Consider the following 16,607-nt stretch of genomic DNA (forward strand, 5'->3'; position numbering starts at 1 on the left):
GCCGCTCCGTCGCGCATGGAGTTCCTCCTGGTATTCAAACTTGATTAGTCGGTGCACTATCGCGCACTTGTGTGCTTGCGGTCAAACGAGGTGGCGGCTTCAGGTGGCACCGCGCCGGAAGGTGGTGCGGTAGTCCCTTGGGCGTTGCCCGGTGTGCTTGGCGAAGAGGGCGGCGAACGTCCCGGAGTCTCTGTGGCCGACGGCGGTCGAGATGCTCGCGACGGTTCGTTCCGTGGTTTCGAGGAGGTGGCGGGCGCGGCGGACGCGCGACGACTGGAGGTATTCGAGCGGGCTCTGGGCGGTTTCCTCCGCGAATCGCCGTAGCAACGTTCGCGTGCTGACGTTGAACGTGTCTGACAGGGCGGCCAGGTCGTATCGGAGGGTGAGATTTTGGTCTAGCCAACGCATGACCCTGCGGGAGAACTCGTTGCCGGGCTGCGGAAGGAGGCGCGTGTCGACGTAGGGAGTCTGGGACGCACGCGCGTCGTCGACCAGCGCCACGCGAGCGGTCGTCCGGGCCACGGCGGGGCCGCTGTGCTCGCGGATCAGTTCCAGCGCGAAGTCGTACATGGCGCTGAAGGCCGCCGTCGTCGTCACGCCCTTGCCGGTGACGACGAGACGTTCGGGCCGGACGTCGGCGGTCGGGCAACGTCGGGCCAGTTCGTCCGCGTAGAGCCAGGACACAACGCCGGGAAAGCCGGTCGTCGGTGATAAGGCGGAGAACCGGGGCCCATGCCATGCTTGCGGCCGTGGCTCTGCTCACCGGCCATAAGGAGTCGGTATGACGCTCGACATCGACCTGACCGGCATCGACCTCACCGACCTGAACAGATTCGCCGACGGGTTCCCGCACCAGGTGTTCGAACGGCTACGCCGGCAGGCCCCGGTCTGGTGGCATCCGCCGACCGAGCACACCCCGGACGGTGAGGGCTTCTGGGTGGTGAGCCGCTATCACGACGTCGTCGCGGCGGGCTCGGACGCGGTCACCTTCTCGTCCCAGGGCACGGCCGTTCGCGCGGGCGGCGGCACCCTCATCGAGGATCTCCCCGACGGCCTGGCGCCCGGCGTCCTGCTGAACATGCTGGACCAGCCACGGCACACCGGCTTCCGCAAGCTGCTCCAGCCCAGTGTGGCCCGCAAGACTTTGGCCCGCATCGAGTCCGACCTGCGGAACCGGGCCGCGGCGATCGTCGACCAGGCTGTCGCGGCCCAGGAGTGCGACTTCCTCGTGGACGTCGCCGCGGAATTGCCATTGCAGGCGGTGGCCCAACTGCTCGGCGTCCCGCAGGAAGACCGGCATCAGCTGCTGGGCTGGGCGAACGCCACCCTCGACTACTCCGATCGCGAATTGGGGCAGTCCAGCGCGTTGAGCCAGCAAGCCGCAGGGGAAATGTTCGCCTACGGCGGCAGGCTGTTGCAGCACAAGCGTGAGTCTCCCGGCGAAGACCTTCTGTCCATCGCGGTCACGGGGACGCTCGACGGCGAGCCGCTGTCCGACCTCGAACAGCAGATGTTGTTCAACCTCCTCATCGCGGCGGGCAGCGAGACCACGCGCAACGCGATCGCAGGCGGCATGCTCGCCCTCGCCGAACGACCAGAGACCTGGCGCGAGCTGCAATCCGACCGCGATTCCCTCGACTCCGCCATCGAGGAAATGCTGCGCTGGACCTCACCGACGCCCTACAACCGCCGAACCGCGACCGCCGACTGTGTGCTCGGCGGGCAGCAGATCCGGCGCGGCGAGAAGGTGACACTGTGGTGGGCTTCGGCCGACCGTGACCCAGAGGTGTTCACCGACCCCGACACCTTCGACATCCATCGCACGCCCAATCCTCACGTGGCGTTCGGACGCGGCATCCACTTCTGCCTCGGCGCCGCGCTCGCCCGCATGGAAATGCGCGTCCTGTTCGATGCCTTGCTCGACCGGGTGGACGCCGCCGTCGCCCTAGGCCCGGCAGAACACACCCGATCCAACAAGCACACCGGCATCCGCCACCTGCCGATGCGCCTGCAAGAACGACAATGACCATCTGGCATCGACCCACTCCGCATTCCGCGCCACAATTGTGCCATGTGGCGCCGCCTGTGACTCAAGCATTGGCCGACATGATGGATCATTTAGCTGTTCCTGTGCGGAACGGTGAACGCGGGTTCGGGATATGGGAAAGGGCTGGCAGCGGCGGCCGCCAACCCTTGATAACCCGTGCTCACGACTCAGCTCGACGACCAGAAAAACCAATCGTAGCTGGCGGGCAAAAAGGTCTGCGCGCAAGGAGTGGTATGGCGCCCAGAAACGGCGACCGCGAGCCGCGCGTTCACGCAGGCGTTTTGGGTGGCGTAGGGCCCGTGCAGCCGGGTGTCAACGGGCGCCGCGCTGGCGGAAGTCAAGGGAATTAGCACCGCGGGGGTGGCGATCGCAACGACGGCGATCGCCTTGGTAATGCGTCGTCTCATACGGTCACATCCTTTGCCTATCGGTTATCAGCAGCGGAACATGTACGCACATTACTCAGCGATCAAGGCGAAAACTTATCCAAAACCGCTCAGTGAGAAACAGGGCCCAGGTATCCGACCTCGGCGAGATCGAGAGCGCCGGCCGCGGTCGAGCGCGTTCGCGGTTTACCAGGGGATGATTTCGTCCAGGGCGTCTGGGCCTCGGAAGGCGCCCGTGGGGCCGTCTGAAGGAAGCGTCGCGAGCAGCACCGGGACGACGGCGCCGTCGGCTGTGGTGCGGTCGCCACGGGGAAACGGCGCGGCTGCGTTCTGGTCCGTCGGCACCAGGCCCGGGCCGGCGGCGTTGACCTTGATGCCGTCGGCGCGCAGGGCGTTGGCGTAGATCAGGGTCAGTGCGTTGAGCGCGGCCTTGGACGAGCTGTACCCGAGGGAGGCCCGGGCCGCGAGCGGGCTCGCCGGATCACTCAGGAGGGTGAGCGACCCGAGCCCGCTGGACATGTTGACGATCCGCGGGTCGCGGGAACGGCGGAGGAGCGGCAGGCAGGCCGAGATCACCGTGACGACGCCGAAGACGTTGACCTCGTACATCTCGCGAAGGTGCGAGGCGCTGGTCTCGGCGGCCGCGACACCCCATTCGGTCATGATCCCGGCGTTGTTGACCAGCACGTCCAGCCGTCCCGCCTCATTCTCGATCGTCGTGACGGCCGCCTCGACGGATCCGGGGTCGGTCACGTCGAGCCGCACGAACCGGACGTCCAGCCCGCCGTCCGCAACGGCCGTGCGCTCGGCTCGTCCATCCAGCGCGGCCGTGCGGTCGGCTCGTCCACTCAGCGCGGCCGTGCACTCATGCGGCCTGCCCGCAGCGGCCGTATTCGGTCCGTCCGCCGGCGCTCTCGTCAGTTCGTCGACGGCCGAACGGCCGCGACCGGGGTCACGGGCTCCGAGGTACACGGTGAAACCCCGCCGGGCGAGGCGGCGGACGATCTCGCGGCCGATGCCCTTGTTGCCGCCGGTGACGAGAGCCACGGTGTTCGCGTTCATGCCGTCCATTCCAGCCCGCTCGCGTGCCGGGAGGGAAAGACCGATCGGGTGCCGCCCCATACCCTGGAGGTATGCCTGAGCCGGAGGTCCGCGAGGTGCGCTATTTCCGCGCCGTCGCCGAGGACCTGAACATCACCCGTGCCGCGAAGCGGCTCGGCATCGCGCAGCCGCCGCTGTCGCGGGCCATGCGCCAGCTGGAACACCGGCTCGGCGTCGCCCTCTTCGACCGCACCGGCCGCCGGCTGGCGCTGACCCCGGCCGGCGAGGTCTTCGCCAAGGAGGCGGCGGCCGTCCTCTCCGCCCTCGACCTCGCCGTACGCCGGACGAGGCAGGCGTCCGAACGCAGTCTCGTGGTCACCGCCAAGCCCGGGATCGCCACGGAGTTGTTGCACCGCGTCTGCGAACGGTTCCGCGCCGATCCGGACGCGCCGGAGGTCCGGGTCGTCGTGAGCGGGTTCGGCGAGCAGGCCGACATGGTGCGCGACGGGCGCGCGGACGTGGCGATCGCTGCCTGCTTCGACGGCCGCGGCCTCGACACGGAGTTGCTGGCGACCGAACCACGCGTCGCCGCGCTCGCCACCGGGCACGAGCTGGCCGGCCGCGATGCCCTCAGCATCGCCGATCTCGTCAACGAACCGGCTCCCCGGTGGGGCGACGCGATGGTCGACGGCGACTTCTGGCTGGGAAACCCGGATCGGCCCGCCGGTGGCCCGGTCGTGCGGGACAGCGCCCAGCTGCTGGAGGTGATCGCGCTTGGTCAGGCCGTGGCGCTGGTGCCCGCCTCGCTGGCCGCGAGGAACATCCGGCCGGACGTGACGTACCTTCCCGTGCCCGACGCGGCGCCGTACCGGACCCTGGCCCTTTGGCCGGCGGACAGCCGTTCACCCTGGATCGCACGATTCGTCCGCACCGCGCTCGAATGCTGATTCGGAAGAGCTCCAGCGGCGGTCAGGCGGGGATGCCGAGGGCGAGGATGGCGGTGTCGTCCTCCAGGCCCTCGTCGAAGCCGTTCAGGAGATCCGTGAGAGCGGTGATCGCGGCCGCGGCCGAGGCCGGGGCGAGCTCGGCGGCGAACGTGCGCAGTGCCTCGTCGCCGTAGCGGGGCCCCTTCGCACTCGTCCGGGCGTCGGTGAGCCCGTCGGTGTACAGCAGCAGGGTGTCCCCGGCCTTCAGCAGCAGGTCGTCGGTGGGGAACCGGGCCTCCGGCAGGAAGCCGATCATCGGACCGCCCTGACACGGCACATGGTCGGCCGTGGAGCCTGACAGCAGGAGCGGCGGAGGGTGGCCGCCGCTGGCGAACGTGACCGCGAAGGCTCCGTCGCGCGGTTCGAGGACGCCGAAGATCGCCGTGCAGGTGCTGAGCTCTTCACCGATCTTCCATTCCTGGCAGAGGGCGGTGTTGAGGGTCGCCAGGGCGCTGCCCGGGTCCGGGTCGTGGATCGCCGCGGCCCGCAGCGTGTAGCGGGTCAGCGAGGTCACGGTCGCCGCGTCCGGCCCCTTGCCGCACACGTCCCCGATGAAGAACGCCCATCGGCCGTCGGCCAGCGGGAACAGGTCGTAGAAATCGCCGCCGAGATCGTCGATGGAGGCGGTGTGGTAGTAGGCGTCGGCTTCCAGACCGGGCACCTGAGGCAGGGACGGCGGCAGCAGGCTGCGCTGCAAGGTGGAAAGAACCCTCGTCAGCCGCTCGCTGGTGTTTTCGGCCTCTTTGCGGGCGCGCAGGAGCTCGCGCTCGTATGAGCGGCGCTCCGTCGCGTCGAACAGCGTCACGCGGACGAGGGCAGGGCGGCCGTCGGGCCCCGCCTTGCTCGCGATGCTGGCCAGTACGGGCAGGCGCGAGCCGTCCCGGGCCACGAGGTCGAGAGCGAGGCTGTTGACCTCCCCCTGCATTCGCAGCAGCGGGGAGATGTGGGTCTCGTAGTAGATCTTCCCTCCGACCGTCAGCAGGTCACTGAAGGTGCGCTGGTGGAGCGACTCCTGCCCCAGCCACTCCAGCAGCGTCTTGTTGGCCTTGACGATCCGTCCGTCCGGCAGCGTGGACAGATAGCCGCAGGGCGCGTGCTCGTACGCCTCCTCCACGCTCTCGGCCAGCAACGCCGAGAAGGCGGACTCACTCATCGAGAAAGGCCAGCAAGGCCTCCGCCGTGCTCTCGGGCGCGCTCAGCTGCGGGCAGTGCCCGGTGGCGTCCAGCGTGACCAGCCGGCTGCCGGGAATGCCGGCCTGGACGTAGGCGCCCACCTCCCTGGGGGCGATCACGTCCTGCACGCACTCCAGGATGAGGGTCGGGATCTTCACGTTGCGCAGATCGGAACGGCTGTCCGACAGGAAGGTCGTCCGGGCGAAAACGCGGGCCATCGCGGGATCGGTCCGGCAGAAGCTGTTGGTCAGCTCCTCCCCCAGTTCCGGCCGGTCGGGATTCCCCATGATCACCGGCGCCATGGTCGCGGACCAGCCGAGATAGTTGCTCTCCAGGGATTCCAGCAGCTCCTCGATGTCCGCCCGGCTGAACCCGCCCCGATACCCCTCGTCGTCGATGTAACAGGGCGACGGCGTCACCAGAACGAGCTTGGCGAAACGGTCGGGCTCCCGCCCGCAGGCCACCACGCCGACCATCGCGCTCACCGAATGGCCGACGAAGACCACATCGCGCAGGTCCAGCTCATGGCAGATCTCAAGAACATCATCGGCATAGCCGTCCAGCGACGAATACCGCTCCTCCCGCCAGGCGCCGAGATCCGAACGTCCGGCCCCCACATAGTCGAACAGCACGACCCTGTAGGTGCCCGCCAACGCCGGAACCACCAGGCGCCACATGTTCTGGTCACAGCCGAAACCGTGCGCCAGCATGACCACCGGCCCGTCCTCCCGACCGGTCACCACCACGTTGTTGCGAGCCACCACGCTCATGAAGCACCCCCTCGTCGGCCACCTGCCCTCCGGCCAAAGAGTAAGGCGACCCTGCCGCTCCCCGACCACGCACCTCCCGACACGACCAGAAGGCAGGCACTTCCGACAAGCCCGACCACCGCAGCGGCATCAAACCCAGTACCCGGTGGCACAGTCCCCATGAGCCCACCAGCAAGCGCGACCGGGGTTCCCTTGAGCACGCGACATCCGGCCCATCTCAACGCCCATGCCACACAGCAGCAGCTCAACCCCTTGTTCAGCGGATCCACGCATCGATGTGTGTCTCTCTGTAGGTAACGCGCACTGATCGGTACTCATCAGGGAAGGCATCGGCGCGGTGGCGGATCACGCCTCTGTAGAAGGTGTCGGAGACGATCACCACGAGGCATCCGGAGGCGTCGGTCAGTGCCTTGCGAGTCTGAAGCGGGCTGTTATCAGAGCGAGCCTGTGCCCGTGCCTATGCTGGGCGGGGCGCTCTGCCGCGTCGTCGTCGAGGGTTATGACGATGACCTCGCGCCTGAAGACTTCCACGCTGCGATCAGTGCGTTCCTGGCGCTCGAACGGTCGGCGCTGGAAGCGGCCGCGCCGTCGATCTTCGCGTACTACCGCGACATCATGGACGACGTCGTGGCCGCCGGCGACGATGAGTGGTACGTCGAGATCGACGGGCCGCATGACGTGCTCGATCACATCCGGTTCGGGGATGAGCCGGTGGTCAGCCGCGACTCCCGCCGCGGCCGGCACGTCTATGTGTCGCTGGAGTGCGAATGCGACTGGGAGCCCGAGCACGGGTTGCAGATCGTCTTCAGGGACGGCCGTACGGTGACCAAGGTCGGACCTTACAACGGGCATCTGACCAATTCGGCCGCCTACGCTGACGACACCCTCGACGGTGTCATCTACCGCAGCTTGCGATGAGCTCCGCCGGGCCATGTCGCATGGCGCAGATGGGTGGCCACAATCAGTCACCGGGGTGAAAACCCTTCGTGAATGGCTGGTCTCCCGCTTACCGTTTCTCTCTGATGACACTGGCACCTCAGTACCAAGGGAATGCGTCGATGGCTGAGTATGTCGAAGTTCGCCTCTCGGACGAGGAGAGCGTTCCCTTCGAGGTTGAGGAGACCGACGCTCCGGTACCTGCCGGACGCCGCTGGCAGGCCACGACCGAACGGGCCCAAGAGACGCTGGAGCAGAGCGTCGATCGCATCCTGCGGGTCGCGCGGGCCGTCGCCGAGCGGGCCGAGGCGTCGGCCGACCGCAGCGAGAAGGTCACCGTCGAGGTCGGGCTCAACGTGACGGCGGACGTCGGGGTGGTGGTCGCCAAGACCGCCAGCGCCGCGCATATCAAGATCAGTATTGAGCGGCCCGGGCCCGCTGGACCTGCCGCCTGAACCGGCGGGTGCCCGAGGTGCCCGCCGCCGGGCCGGTCCTCCCCCGGGTCTCCGGGATCTGTGCCATCGGCGCGTTCTGCCTGGCGTTGTACGCGCTGAACGTCGAACCCGTCCATGAGCTCGTCGGATCGGCCACGGCGGTCGCCTTCCGCAACGATCCCGGCAGATGGTGGGACGTCGCGATCGAGGTACGGGGAAGCCGGTGGGGCCGGCTGGACGGCCACCTCTACAGCTCCGACTTTCGCGCCGTCGCCGGCAGCCCGTCCGTGGTCGCGGCGCTGGTGGTGACGGCTCTCCCGTTCGTGGTGCTCCTCGGCAGCGGCATCGCCTGCCTGCTCCGGTCACCGGGCAGGACGGCGTTCCTCGCCGGCTCGGCGGCGTTGTGGGGTCCGCTCGCCTGCGCGGTCCCGGGCCGCTGGACCGGCCTCGCGGTCTACGACGCGCCCGCGGTGCTGTGGCTCGGCTCGGCCGCACTGCTGGCGGCGATGGTCGCGACCGCCCTTCCGTGGGTGTGGTTGTGGCGGACGAGCCCGCCGGCCCGCCCGGCGACGGAGCCGCTGCGACTCGCGGCGGTGGTCGTGGTCGTGCTCTTCGCGTGGCTGCTGCTCCGGCCCTCGACGGGGTTGGGCCTGGTGACCGGGGTCCTCGCGCTCGGGTGCGTCGTCGCCGTTCCGCTGCTGGTCGTGCTCGTGCCGACGCACCCGCTGGCACGGCCACTGGTGGCGGGCTGGCTGCTCCTTCCGGGGACGGCGCTGGTCGCCGACGTCACGAGCCTGCTGTTGACGCTCTTCGCCCGGCCGGGCGCGACCTTTCCGGCCGGGACGTGGTCGGTCTGGCCTCCACTGCTCGGGATCGGCGCCGGGCTGTCGGTCATGGTCGCGGTGCTCGTGATCGCCCGGACGGCCGGGGGCGAGCATGACTGAGTTCGTGGAGCGGGCCCTCGTCCGGATCTGGCGAGGTGACGAGCCCGTCGGCGTCGGCTTCCTGGTCGACGCCGACCGCCTCATCACCTGCGCGCATGTCGCCGCGTACGCGCTGGAGACCGGCCGGGCCGAGCTCGGCGCCCGGATCGAGATCGACTTCCCGCTGCTCCCGGACGGCGGGCGGATGCCCGCGACCGTCATGTTCGTGGCCGACGACGCCGACGTGGCCGGGCTGCGGATCGGCACGGACGATCTGCCCGGCGCGGCCAGGCCTGTGCAGATCGTCGATGCCGAGGAATCGGCGGGCCACCCCGTCCGCCTGTACGGCTGCCCCGCCGGACGGCCTCGCGGCGTGTGGGCCGAGGGCCTGGTCCGGGGCACCGGCGCCGGAGGGCGGTTCCAGATCGACGACGACCGTGCGACCGGGATCGCCGTCAGCCCCGGTTTCAGCGGCGGCCCCGTCCTGGACGACGAGCTCGGCGCCGTCGTCGGCATGCTCGTCGAGGCCGAGAGCAAGGCGGAGCGGCGCACCGGCTACGCGCTGTCCGGCTCGGCCCTGTACCGGATCTGGCCCGACCTGGACGAGGCGTCCGGGCCGGCCATCCCGTTCCGCGGCCTGGACCCGTTCGAGGAGGAGCACCGGGAGCAGTTCTTCGGCCGGGAGGAGCTCACGGCCGAGCTGCTGCCCACGCTGGACCAAGGCGGCCTGCTCGTGGTCACCGGCCCGTCCGGATGCGGCAAGTCCTCCCTCGTCCGGGCCGGGCTCGTGCCGGAGCTGCGGGCGCCGGACGTCGCCGTCGCCGTCTGCAGGCCCGCCGCCGGCACGACGCCCTGGTCGGCTCTGGCCGCCGCGCTGATCGCCGAACCGAGCCTGAAGGCGGCCCGGGCCGGCGTCGGAGCCGCCTGGGCGGACGACCCGGACCTGCTCGCCGCGCGTCTGGCGGAGCGTCCGGGCGACGTGTTCGGGCCGCTGGCGGAGCAGGAGGGGCTCCGGCGGATCGTCGTGGCGGTCGACCAGGTCGACGAGGCCCTGGCGCGGTCGGAACCGGAGACCATCGCGCTGCTGGCGGCTCTCACCGAACTGGCCGCCCCGGGACGGGCCGCGTCCTTCGCCCTCGTGGTGACCGTGGGCCCGGCGTCGCTGGGCGCGCTGCTCGACGACCGCCGCATCGGGCAGCGGTTCGAGCACGCGGCCGTGCCGATCCGCGCGCCCGCCACCGGCGAACTCCGCACCCTGATCGAACGGCCGCTCGCTCCGGTGGGCATGCCCGTCTACCAGGACGGCCTCGTCGACGTCATCCTGGCCGACCTGGCCGGCGAGCCGAATCCCCTGCCGCTGGTCGAGTTCACGCTCACGCTGCTGTGGGAGCGGCGCCGCGCCGGAACGCTGCGCCACGACGTCTACCGCGAGCTCGGCGGCGTCAGCGGCGCGGTGGCCGCGTTCGCCGAGGAGATCTGGCGCGGCCGCGGTTCGACCGGAGCCGATCTGGAGCTGCTCTGCCAATTGATCAGCCCGGTGTCCGGCGGCCGGTACGTCCGCCGGGTCGCGGAGCTGGACGAGCTCGGCGCGTACGCTCCGCTGGCAAGGTCTCTCGCCGACACCCGCCTGCTGACCTTGTCGGGCGGCAACGGCCGGCCCACCACGGTAGAACTCGCCCACCAGGCGCTCGTTCGAGAATGGCCGATGCTGCGCGACGAATTCGAGCGGCGCGCGGAGTTCCGCGAGTGGCAGGACGAGCTCGACGCGCGCTCCCGCGGCTGGCACCTGAACCGTGCCCGTGACAGTCTCCTGCGCGGCCGTACGCTGCTCAAGGCCTGGCAGGAACGGCGCGCCCACCCGGCCGAGCTGAGCCCCCGGCAACGCGTCCTCGTCAACGCCAGCACCCGGGCCGCCGCGCGGCGTTCCGTCCTGCGGGCCCTGGCCCTGGCACTCGTCGCGGTCCTCACGGTGTCCCTGGTCAGGACGCTCACCGGCGGCGTCGCCACGAGGGACGACCGCAACGCGACCCTCGCGTCACGCGAGATCCTGAAGTACGAGCCGGCCGCGCCGATGCCGGGCGGCCTCTTCTCCGCGCTGAAGGCGCACCGGCTCCACGACGACGAGTTCACCCGCGAACGCCTGCTCGACCGCTACCGGGGCCTGCGGTCCGTCGAGTCGGTTCTCGATCTCACGTACTACGTCGAACCCCATGACGGGAGGTCGCGCGTCAACCACAGCGGCACCCGGCTGGCGCAGTCCTTCGACCGGTCCGTGCGGATCTGGGACCTCTCGGGAGCCACCCCGGTCCGGACGGTCAGACTGCCGCCCGAGAGCCCGGCACGGGCGGGCCCGATCTCGCTCCAGGGCTACTCGCTGGCCGCCAAGCCGGTCTGGCTCGGCGACGACCGGATCGCGTTCATCACCGACGTGTCGAGGACGGCCCTGGGAAGGATCGTCATCGCCGACGCGCGCACCGGCCGGCCCGAACGCGCCGTCCTGGTCACCAACGAGGTCTTCGATCTGCTCGCCGATCCGTCCGGCCGATGGCTGGCGATGCTGACCAACGCCGGCACGCTGATCGTCGACCTTGACCGTCCGGGCACGGTGCCACGGCGCCTGGCCAGACCGCCGGTCGACCCGGGCGGCTCCTACTTCCAGTCCGGGACGGCGCTGCTCGGTGTGCTGCCGTCCGGCGAAGCCGTCCTGAGCGTCGCCAGTGGCTTCCCGACGGTCCTGACAGCGTCCGGCACGCGGCCGTTCTCCCCGCCGAAACCGCGCACGACCCGCGCGCGCTCGCCCCGGGACCTGAACGTCTTCTCCGACTGCGCGGTCGAAGGCCGCGACTACAACCTCAGGCTCCGGAGCCTGACCGGCGACGCGGTGCTCGCCCGGCGCGCCGTGATCCCCCAGCGGAACGGCTCGGCGGACTGCCCCCGCTCGCCGGTCTTCAGCTCCGACGGCGCGCACGTGGCCTACCGCGACCTCGTCGACGAGAGCCTCGTCCACGTCGGTGAGATCGGCGCCGACGACGGCTCCATGCGCACGCTCCAGCTTCCGGTCGATCAGCGCCTGTTCGCGGTGACCGCCGAGCCGGACGGCGACTACCGGCTGGTCACCGTGCAGAACCAGGCGGCCATGGTCGTCCGGGTCGCGGCGCCCGACGCCCTGGACAACGCGATCCACCGGCTCGTCTTCGGCGCGCTCCACCCCGCCGGGCTGGACCTGGCCGCCGCACAGTACGTCCGGTTCACTCCGGACGGCTCCCACGTGCTGCTGATCGACCCGAACGCGCAGGCCGAGGTCTGGGACGTCCGTACCCGGCGCCGCACCGGCGCGGTCCCCATTCCGGTCTCGTCCAGTGACACGGAACCGCCCAGATTCCGCCGCCCGGAGGAATGGTTTCCCAAGGTCGCCGGTCGGCTGGCGCTCTCCCCGGACGGCCGGACCCTGGCGAGCACCTCATCGAAGACCCGTACCACGACCTTGTTCCGGCTGCCCGCCCTGACCCCGGTCGCCACCATCGGCCAGGGCGGTGCCCACGTCGCCTTCGCCGACGACCGTCGGATCGCGCTCAGGGGCGCCGACGGCCCTGCCTTCCGCGACGGGCGGCGGCTGGTCCTGTGGAGCATCGATCCCGTCCGGCAACTGACCTGGGGGCCTCTCGCGGACATGGCCATCATGGCCCTCCGCGTTCGCCCGCGGCACCGCGACATGCTCGTTCTGGGGGACGGCCGCATCGACCCCCGGTTGAAATACATGGCACGCTACTGGTGGGACGGCACCCCGCGAGCGGGATCGGGCATCGACCTCGACACGACCGGCGTCTTCGACGAGTCCGTACTGGCGATCGACGCCTCGGAACGCTTCGCCGCCCTGATCCTGAACGTGGGCACCTCCACCGAGGTCCAGGTGTGGAACCTCGACACCCGCACCCTGGCCGGCCGGCTGCCCTCTCCCGACGGCCTGGTTCCGGTCGCCCTCTCCTTCGCCGGCGACCCGCGCGCCCTCGACGTCACCTACACCACCCGCACCCTGCGCTGGACGGCGTCTTCGGGCCTGGCTGTGCGCCGCTGGACCCGTGATCCGTGGTTCGGGCTGTTCCGCCCGCTCGACCGCGCCCCCCGCACGACGATCCTGACGGGCGTCGGCCCGGCGGCCGCGCCCTGGCGGCTCTCCCCCGACGGCCACCTGGAACCCACCGCCCCCGCCGCCTGGCTGCGAACCCTCTGCACCCTGGCCAACCGGGCTTCAACCTCTCCCGCCTGCCCTTGACGGCGCCGTCAGCAGGACCTCGTCGGGTTCGGCGTCCCGATGCGACCAGGCGGCGACGAATGCCACCGTCGCCGTGACGCCCATCGGAGCGGTCCGCCACGACGAAGATGGAGCCATGGACGGCCGGCGGCATGAGGCTCACCGCCGGCCTGTTCCACCGGGACGTGCGAGTGGCCGGATCGAGCGCGGCCGCGCCCTGAGGCGCAACACCCGGCGCCTTGCCGTGTACGGGTCGCGTGCGGAGCGAAGTCGGACCGTTACCTGGTGGTGACGTGGTCAACGACTGGGTATTTACTGGGCTTCGTACTGGGCATTTTCTGGGTATCGGGTGCGAGACTCGGGTCATGGCTCCTTTCGGGACGGCCTCGAACGATCACGCGGCCGACGTGCTCGCCGACGAGGTACGGGCGATTGTGCGGTTCGGCCTCCCGGTCCGTCCCGGCCGAGCCGGGGCGGGGCTGCTGGGATTGCCGGGGGTGCGGGCGCGGGCGCTGGACCCTGGTGATCCGGCCAGCCGGACCCGTGCGCTGGAGACGGTGTTGCGCGAGGAACTCGGCCGCCTGGAGAACGGCGAGCTTGCCGGGGCGGCGCGGCTGTTGTTCGGTATCGAGGCTTCTACGTCGGGGGCGAAGCTGACCGCGAGGCGTGAGGCAGCGGCCGCGGAGGCGGCATACCCGACGGGTATGGGTGGGATGCCTTCTTCGGGCTGCGCCCCTATCCCGAGTTGGAGGAGGCCACCCGCGTCTACCGGTACGACGCGGTGTTCGTCCTGGACGCACTGGACGACTTCGATTCGGAGGACGACCTGGTGTGGGCCAAGGAGCGAGAGATACGCCGTGTCCACGAACTGATCGTCCAGGGCTACTACGACGCCGGCTACAAACCGATCTTCGTCCCCGCCGACGAGCCCCGCCGTCGCATCGACTTCATCCTCGCCCAGCTTCCCGTTCCCGCCGTCTGACCAGGGAGGCCACAGTCGATGAACGGCCGCACCGGAAGCATGGAGATCATCAGCCCGAACAACATCTTGGCCAACGCGATGCCGCGCAGCGTCGATATGGTCCGGCCCCGCTTCCAGGCCACCAATCCCGACCGGGTCGCGTTCTGCGTCGGCACCCAGATCAACGGTGCACCTCACCTGGGGACGTCGCTGGTGCAGACGGCGGCGTTCCTGCTGGCCAAGCAGACCAAACGAGCCTTCGGCGTCGACACGATCGTCCGATTCCGGGGCGCTCGACAACGCCCCCTACGACATCCGGCTCGACCCCGAGACCCACCACGCCTACCAGCAGACCTACGTCCACGCGCTCGGCGCCGATGGGGTGGATGACCTGCTCGGCAAGTACTACCTGGCCATGTTCGACTCCCTCGCCGACGCCACCGGCGTCGACTACGAGATCGAGACCTACACCCGCCAGCAGACCGACCCCGCCTTCCGGCACGAGTTCCTGGCCACCCTCTACCGCAACCTCGTCAAGGAACGCCTGGCGGTCCGCGACCACGTGACCCTGTCGGTGATGGTCAAGGGCGGCGACTGGACGTACGGCTGCCAGCTGGTCGACGAGGCGTTCGCCCAGCTGCCAGGCCTCGCCCCGCCACCTCGGGTGTTCACCCCGATGGTGCTCACCGACACCGGCGCCAAGCTGTCGAAATCCCTCATCCTGGCCATCGAGATCGAGCTGATCGACGAAGGTTTACACGGTGGATGAAGTGCTGGCCGTGAGGGCGAACGTGGGGGTGGTTCGGGCCAAGGTCTGGCCCAGCTCACGGACGGAAGGCTTGTGGCGCTGGTCGACTGGTGTGAGGCGAAGGACCGTGCGCGCGGTCTCGGTGATCATTTGGCTGCGGTAGGGGGCTGGGAGGGCGTCGAGGACCGTCGTGGCGTGCTGGGCGCCTTCGTCGATCCCACCATTGACGACGGTGCACATGGCTTGGTGCAGCTGAACGTTGGCCCCGTACTGGTAGTCGGGAGTGCGGGCCAGTACGTGTTCACGAGCTTCGCCCGACCTTGCCTCGTCGCCTGATGCCGCGTAGATCCAGCTCTCGGCGAAGTGGGGCTGATCGAAGCTCCAGAGAGTGGGAAAGATTCCCGCGCGGGCGTCGCCACCGTCCCAGTCGACGAAGGTCTGAAGTGAGCGCTTGGCCTCGTCGTGCCTGCCCAGGAGCGAGAGTGTCTTGGCCTTGATGCCTGCCAGGTCGGCGTTCCAGAACGAGGGCGAGTCCCCGCCGAGGTGCTGGGCGTTCTCGATCAAGCGGAGCACCGTGCCCAGGTCACGCTGACCGTAGAGCCCGAAGCCGGCCTCTTCACAGCGGACCATCATGCGGACTTCTAGATCGTTGGACACATCGGAGGCCCGCCGGGCGGTGCGCCACCAGTGGATGGCAGCTCCGTGATTACCGAGGCGAGTGAGGATATTGGCGTGAAATATGGAGAGCGATGCCAGGACCCGGTACAAGTCCGACTTGTCCGCAGAACTGGCGGTTCCAAGCTGACGCTGGAGTGCCAATAGATCGATTGCGAGAGCGGCCTGGACCTTCGCGGGCGGTTGCGTACGGAGCGCGTGCAACTGATCCACACACGTGAGTTGCCAGTCCTCGATGGGGCGGATCTCGCTTTCGATGGCGAGGTCGAGGAGCTGGCGGACGGATTCGCTGGATGATCCGAGGGACGTGGCCCCCAGGCCGAGGGCGGCAAGCAATAGTCGCCGACGCTCCATGGCTTCCCAATCGTCGAGTGTGCCCGTTCCATCCACGTTAACGGTTGCCAGGTCAGAACGGGGTGCCTGATCTGGGCTGCTGTGATCGGAGATGCCGAAGATCTCGGCTTCGGTGAGGGTGAACGCGGCGGCGTAGGCGGGGGCCCACTCGCGGGGGAAGTGGCGCCCATTCTCGTGGTCGCGGACTTGGCGCGCAAGATTTTCTACGGTGCCTTGCTGCAGGTCAGCGACCTTCATGAGCTGCCGGGCCAGCTCATATTTGGACCATTTCCGAGCTTCACGTTCACTTTGGATGCGGACGGCCCATTCCGGACGTGGGTCATTCGTCATCGGCCTGCCGCCTCACGCTCACCCGGGCAACCCGGAGAGCTGATGATCTCCGGGTCCTCTCCGCCATTCTCCCCTGCCATTGCGGTCCGTGGCATGGGTTCATTGGCAATAGCGGGATGCGTACGGAAAGGAGTCCGGGTAACGATGGATGTAGCGGAGGCCAAGGCGGCGCTTCGGGCGGAGTTTCCAGGCTGGTCAATCATTCGGGCCAGCGATACCGGTCGGTGGTGGGCGACACGGGGACCTGCGGCTGGGGAGCAGGTGCGGCACGACGCGTCCTGCTGTGAGGCCGATACGCCTGCTGAGCTGCGGGCGGAGCTGCGCAAGGCGGCCGGGCGCAAGCATGTGGAACTGGGTCTGTGAGGCCGGGCGGCGGGCCGACGGCGACTGTGTCTCTGAGCGCCGAGGCGGTGCGCGGGCTGGAACGCGAGTCGTTCAGGTTGCGCCTGAGCCGGTCCGAGGTGCTCGACGTGGCCGTACGGGTGTGGCTGTTTCTGCAAGCCCACCAGGCGAGTGGTGGCGAGGTCCTCCTCAGGGCGGCTGACGGGACGTGCGAATGGGTCGTGTTCGAGGCCGGGCCCCGGACGTGAG

Annotated in this window: 15 protein-coding genes; 9 read left to right on the forward strand and 6 right to left on the reverse strand. The window is 69.5% G+C overall.

Annotation, left to right across the window (positions count from 1 at the left end):
• Positions 1 to 99: 99 nt before the first annotated feature.
• Complete coding sequence (locus tag ACGFNU_RS32675; RefSeq protein WP_392599903.1) at positions 100 to 684, reverse strand: GlxA family transcriptional regulator; 585 nt, start codon at positions 682 to 684, stop codon at positions 100 to 102.
• A gap of 97 nt (positions 685 to 781) precedes the next feature.
• Between ACGFNU_RS32675 and ACGFNU_RS32680 the strand changes: the two genes are divergently transcribed.
• Positions 782 to 2,026 carry a cytochrome P450 gene (locus tag ACGFNU_RS32680; RefSeq protein ID WP_392599904.1) on the forward strand — a complete coding sequence of 415 codons (1,245 nt, stop codon included), beginning with the start codon at positions 782 to 784 and terminating at the stop codon, positions 2,024 to 2,026.
• Positions 2,027 to 2,214: 188 nt separating this feature from the next.
• Here ACGFNU_RS32680 and ACGFNU_RS32685 read toward each other — a convergent pair whose 3' ends face one another.
• Positions 2,215 to 2,454: a hypothetical protein gene (locus ACGFNU_RS32685; protein WP_392599906.1), complete on the reverse strand. Its 240-nt coding sequence runs from the start codon at positions 2,452 to 2,454 to the stop codon at positions 2,215 to 2,217.
• Between the two features lie 165 nt (positions 2,455 to 2,619).
• Complete coding sequence (locus ACGFNU_RS32690; protein ID WP_392599907.1) at positions 2,620 to 3,495, reverse strand: SDR family NAD(P)-dependent oxidoreductase; 876 nt, start codon at positions 3,493 to 3,495, stop codon at positions 2,620 to 2,622.
• A 71-nt stretch (positions 3,496 to 3,566) separates the two neighbouring features.
• Between ACGFNU_RS32690 and ACGFNU_RS32695 the strand changes: the two genes are divergently transcribed.
• On the forward strand, positions 3,567 to 4,421 hold the full coding sequence (locus tag ACGFNU_RS32695) for a LysR family transcriptional regulator (protein WP_392599909.1): 855 nt from the start codon (positions 3,567 to 3,569) through the stop codon (positions 4,419 to 4,421).
• A 22-nt stretch (positions 4,422 to 4,443) separates the two neighbouring features.
• On the opposite strand, the gene ACGFNU_RS32700 is transcribed toward ACGFNU_RS32695, so the two are convergent.
• Positions 4,444 to 5,613, reverse strand: a complete 1,170-nt coding sequence (locus tag ACGFNU_RS32700) for a SpoIIE family protein phosphatase (RefSeq protein ID WP_392599911.1) — start codon at positions 5,611 to 5,613, stop codon at positions 4,444 to 4,446.
• Positions 5,606 to 6,403, reverse strand: coding sequence for an alpha/beta fold hydrolase (locus ACGFNU_RS32705; protein ID WP_392599913.1), 798 nt, complete (start codon positions 6,401 to 6,403; stop codon positions 5,606 to 5,608). Before ACGFNU_RS32705 ends, ACGFNU_RS32700 begins: the two co-directional genes overlap by 8 nt.
• Positions 6,404 to 6,808: 405 nt before the next feature.
• On the opposite strand from ACGFNU_RS32705, the gene ACGFNU_RS32710 reads away from it, so the two are divergent.
• The 6 genes from ACGFNU_RS32710 (at position 6,809) to ACGFNU_RS32735 (ending at position 14,678) form a co-directional block, all read left to right on the forward strand.
• The gene (locus ACGFNU_RS32710) at positions 6,809 to 7,321 is read left to right on the forward strand and encodes a DUF6985 domain-containing protein (RefSeq protein WP_392599915.1); all 513 of its coding nucleotides are present in this window, start codon (positions 6,809 to 6,811) and stop codon (positions 7,319 to 7,321) included.
• 140 nt (positions 7,322 to 7,461) lie between these two features.
• Positions 7,462 to 7,794 carry a CU044_2847 family protein gene (locus ACGFNU_RS32715; protein ID WP_392599916.1) on the forward strand — a complete coding sequence of 111 codons (333 nt, stop codon included), beginning with the start codon at positions 7,462 to 7,464 and terminating at the stop codon, positions 7,792 to 7,794.
• Between the two features lie 8 nt (positions 7,795 to 7,802).
• On the forward strand, positions 7,803 to 8,717 hold the full coding sequence (locus ACGFNU_RS32720; RefSeq protein ID WP_392599917.1) for a hypothetical protein: 915 nt from the start codon (positions 7,803 to 7,805) through the stop codon (positions 8,715 to 8,717).
• Positions 8,710 to 12,969 (forward strand): trypsin-like peptidase domain-containing protein, encoded by a 4,260-nt coding sequence (locus ACGFNU_RS32725; protein WP_392599919.1) that lies wholly within the window; start codon positions 8,710 to 8,712, stop codon positions 12,967 to 12,969. The genes ACGFNU_RS32720 and ACGFNU_RS32725 overlap by 8 nt, the downstream gene beginning before the upstream one ends.
• A gap of 670 nt (positions 12,970 to 13,639) precedes the next feature.
• A complete protein-coding gene (locus ACGFNU_RS32730) occupies positions 13,640 to 13,930 on the forward strand; it encodes an AAA family ATPase (protein WP_392600679.1) in 291 nt (96 codons plus the stop codon).
• A 166-nt stretch (positions 13,931 to 14,096) separates the two neighbouring features.
• On the forward strand, positions 14,097 to 14,678 hold the full coding sequence (locus tag ACGFNU_RS32735; RefSeq protein WP_392599921.1) for a hypothetical protein: 582 nt from the start codon (positions 14,097 to 14,099) through the stop codon (positions 14,676 to 14,678).
• Here the strand turns inward: ACGFNU_RS32735 and ACGFNU_RS32740 are convergent.
• The gene (locus tag ACGFNU_RS32740) at positions 14,664 to 16,016 is read right to left on the reverse strand and encodes a hypothetical protein (protein ID WP_392599923.1); all 1,353 of its coding nucleotides are present in this window, start codon (positions 16,014 to 16,016) and stop codon (positions 14,664 to 14,666) included. The two genes, ACGFNU_RS32735 and ACGFNU_RS32740, sit on opposite strands and share 15 nt — an antisense overlap.
• Before the next feature lie 389 nt (positions 16,017 to 16,405).
• On the opposite strand from ACGFNU_RS32740, the gene ACGFNU_RS32745 reads away from it, so the two are divergent.
• Positions 16,406 to 16,606 carry a hypothetical protein gene (locus ACGFNU_RS32745; RefSeq protein ID WP_392599925.1) on the forward strand — a complete coding sequence of 67 codons (201 nt, stop codon included), beginning with the start codon at positions 16,406 to 16,408 and terminating at the stop codon, positions 16,604 to 16,606.
• The last annotated feature ends 1 nt before the right edge of the window (position 16,607 follow it).

The organism is Spirillospora sp. NPDC048911 (assembly GCF_043198015.1).
Classification (GTDB): domain Bacteria; phylum Actinomycetota; class Actinomycetes; order Streptosporangiales; family Streptosporangiaceae; genus Spirillospora.

Bases quoted from the DNA above. Each gene is read 5' to 3' on its own strand.
- ACGFNU_RS32700 (WP_392599911.1), bottom strand. From the start codon at position 5,613: ATGAGTGAGTCCGCCTTCTCGGCGTTGCTGGCCGAGAGCGTGGAGGAG.
- ACGFNU_RS32715 (WP_392599916.1), top strand. From the start codon at position 7,462: ATGGCTGAGTATGTCGAAGTTCGCCTCTCGGACGAGGAGAGCGTTCCC.
- ACGFNU_RS32685 (WP_392599906.1), bottom strand. From the start codon at position 2,454: ATGAGACGACGCATTACCAAGGCGATCGCCGTCGTTGCGATCGCCACC.
- ACGFNU_RS32725 (WP_392599919.1), top strand. From the start codon at position 8,710: ATGACTGAGTTCGTGGAGCGGGCCCTCGTCCGGATCTGGCGAGGTGAC.
- ACGFNU_RS32690 (WP_392599907.1), bottom strand. From the start codon at position 3,495: ATGAACGCGAACACCGTGGCTCTCGTCACCGGCGGCAACAAGGGCATC.
- ACGFNU_RS32705 (WP_392599913.1), bottom strand. From the start codon at position 6,403: ATGAGCGTGGTGGCTCGCAACAACGTGGTGGTGACCGGTCGGGAGGAC.
- ACGFNU_RS32680 (WP_392599904.1), top strand. From the start codon at position 782: ATGACGCTCGACATCGACCTGACCGGCATCGACCTCACCGACCTGAAC.
- ACGFNU_RS32740 (WP_392599923.1), bottom strand. From the start codon at position 16,016: ATGACGAATGACCCACGTCCGGAATGGGCCGTCCGCATCCAAAGTGAA.
- ACGFNU_RS32695 (WP_392599909.1), top strand. From the start codon at position 3,567: ATGCCTGAGCCGGAGGTCCGCGAGGTGCGCTATTTCCGCGCCGTCGCC.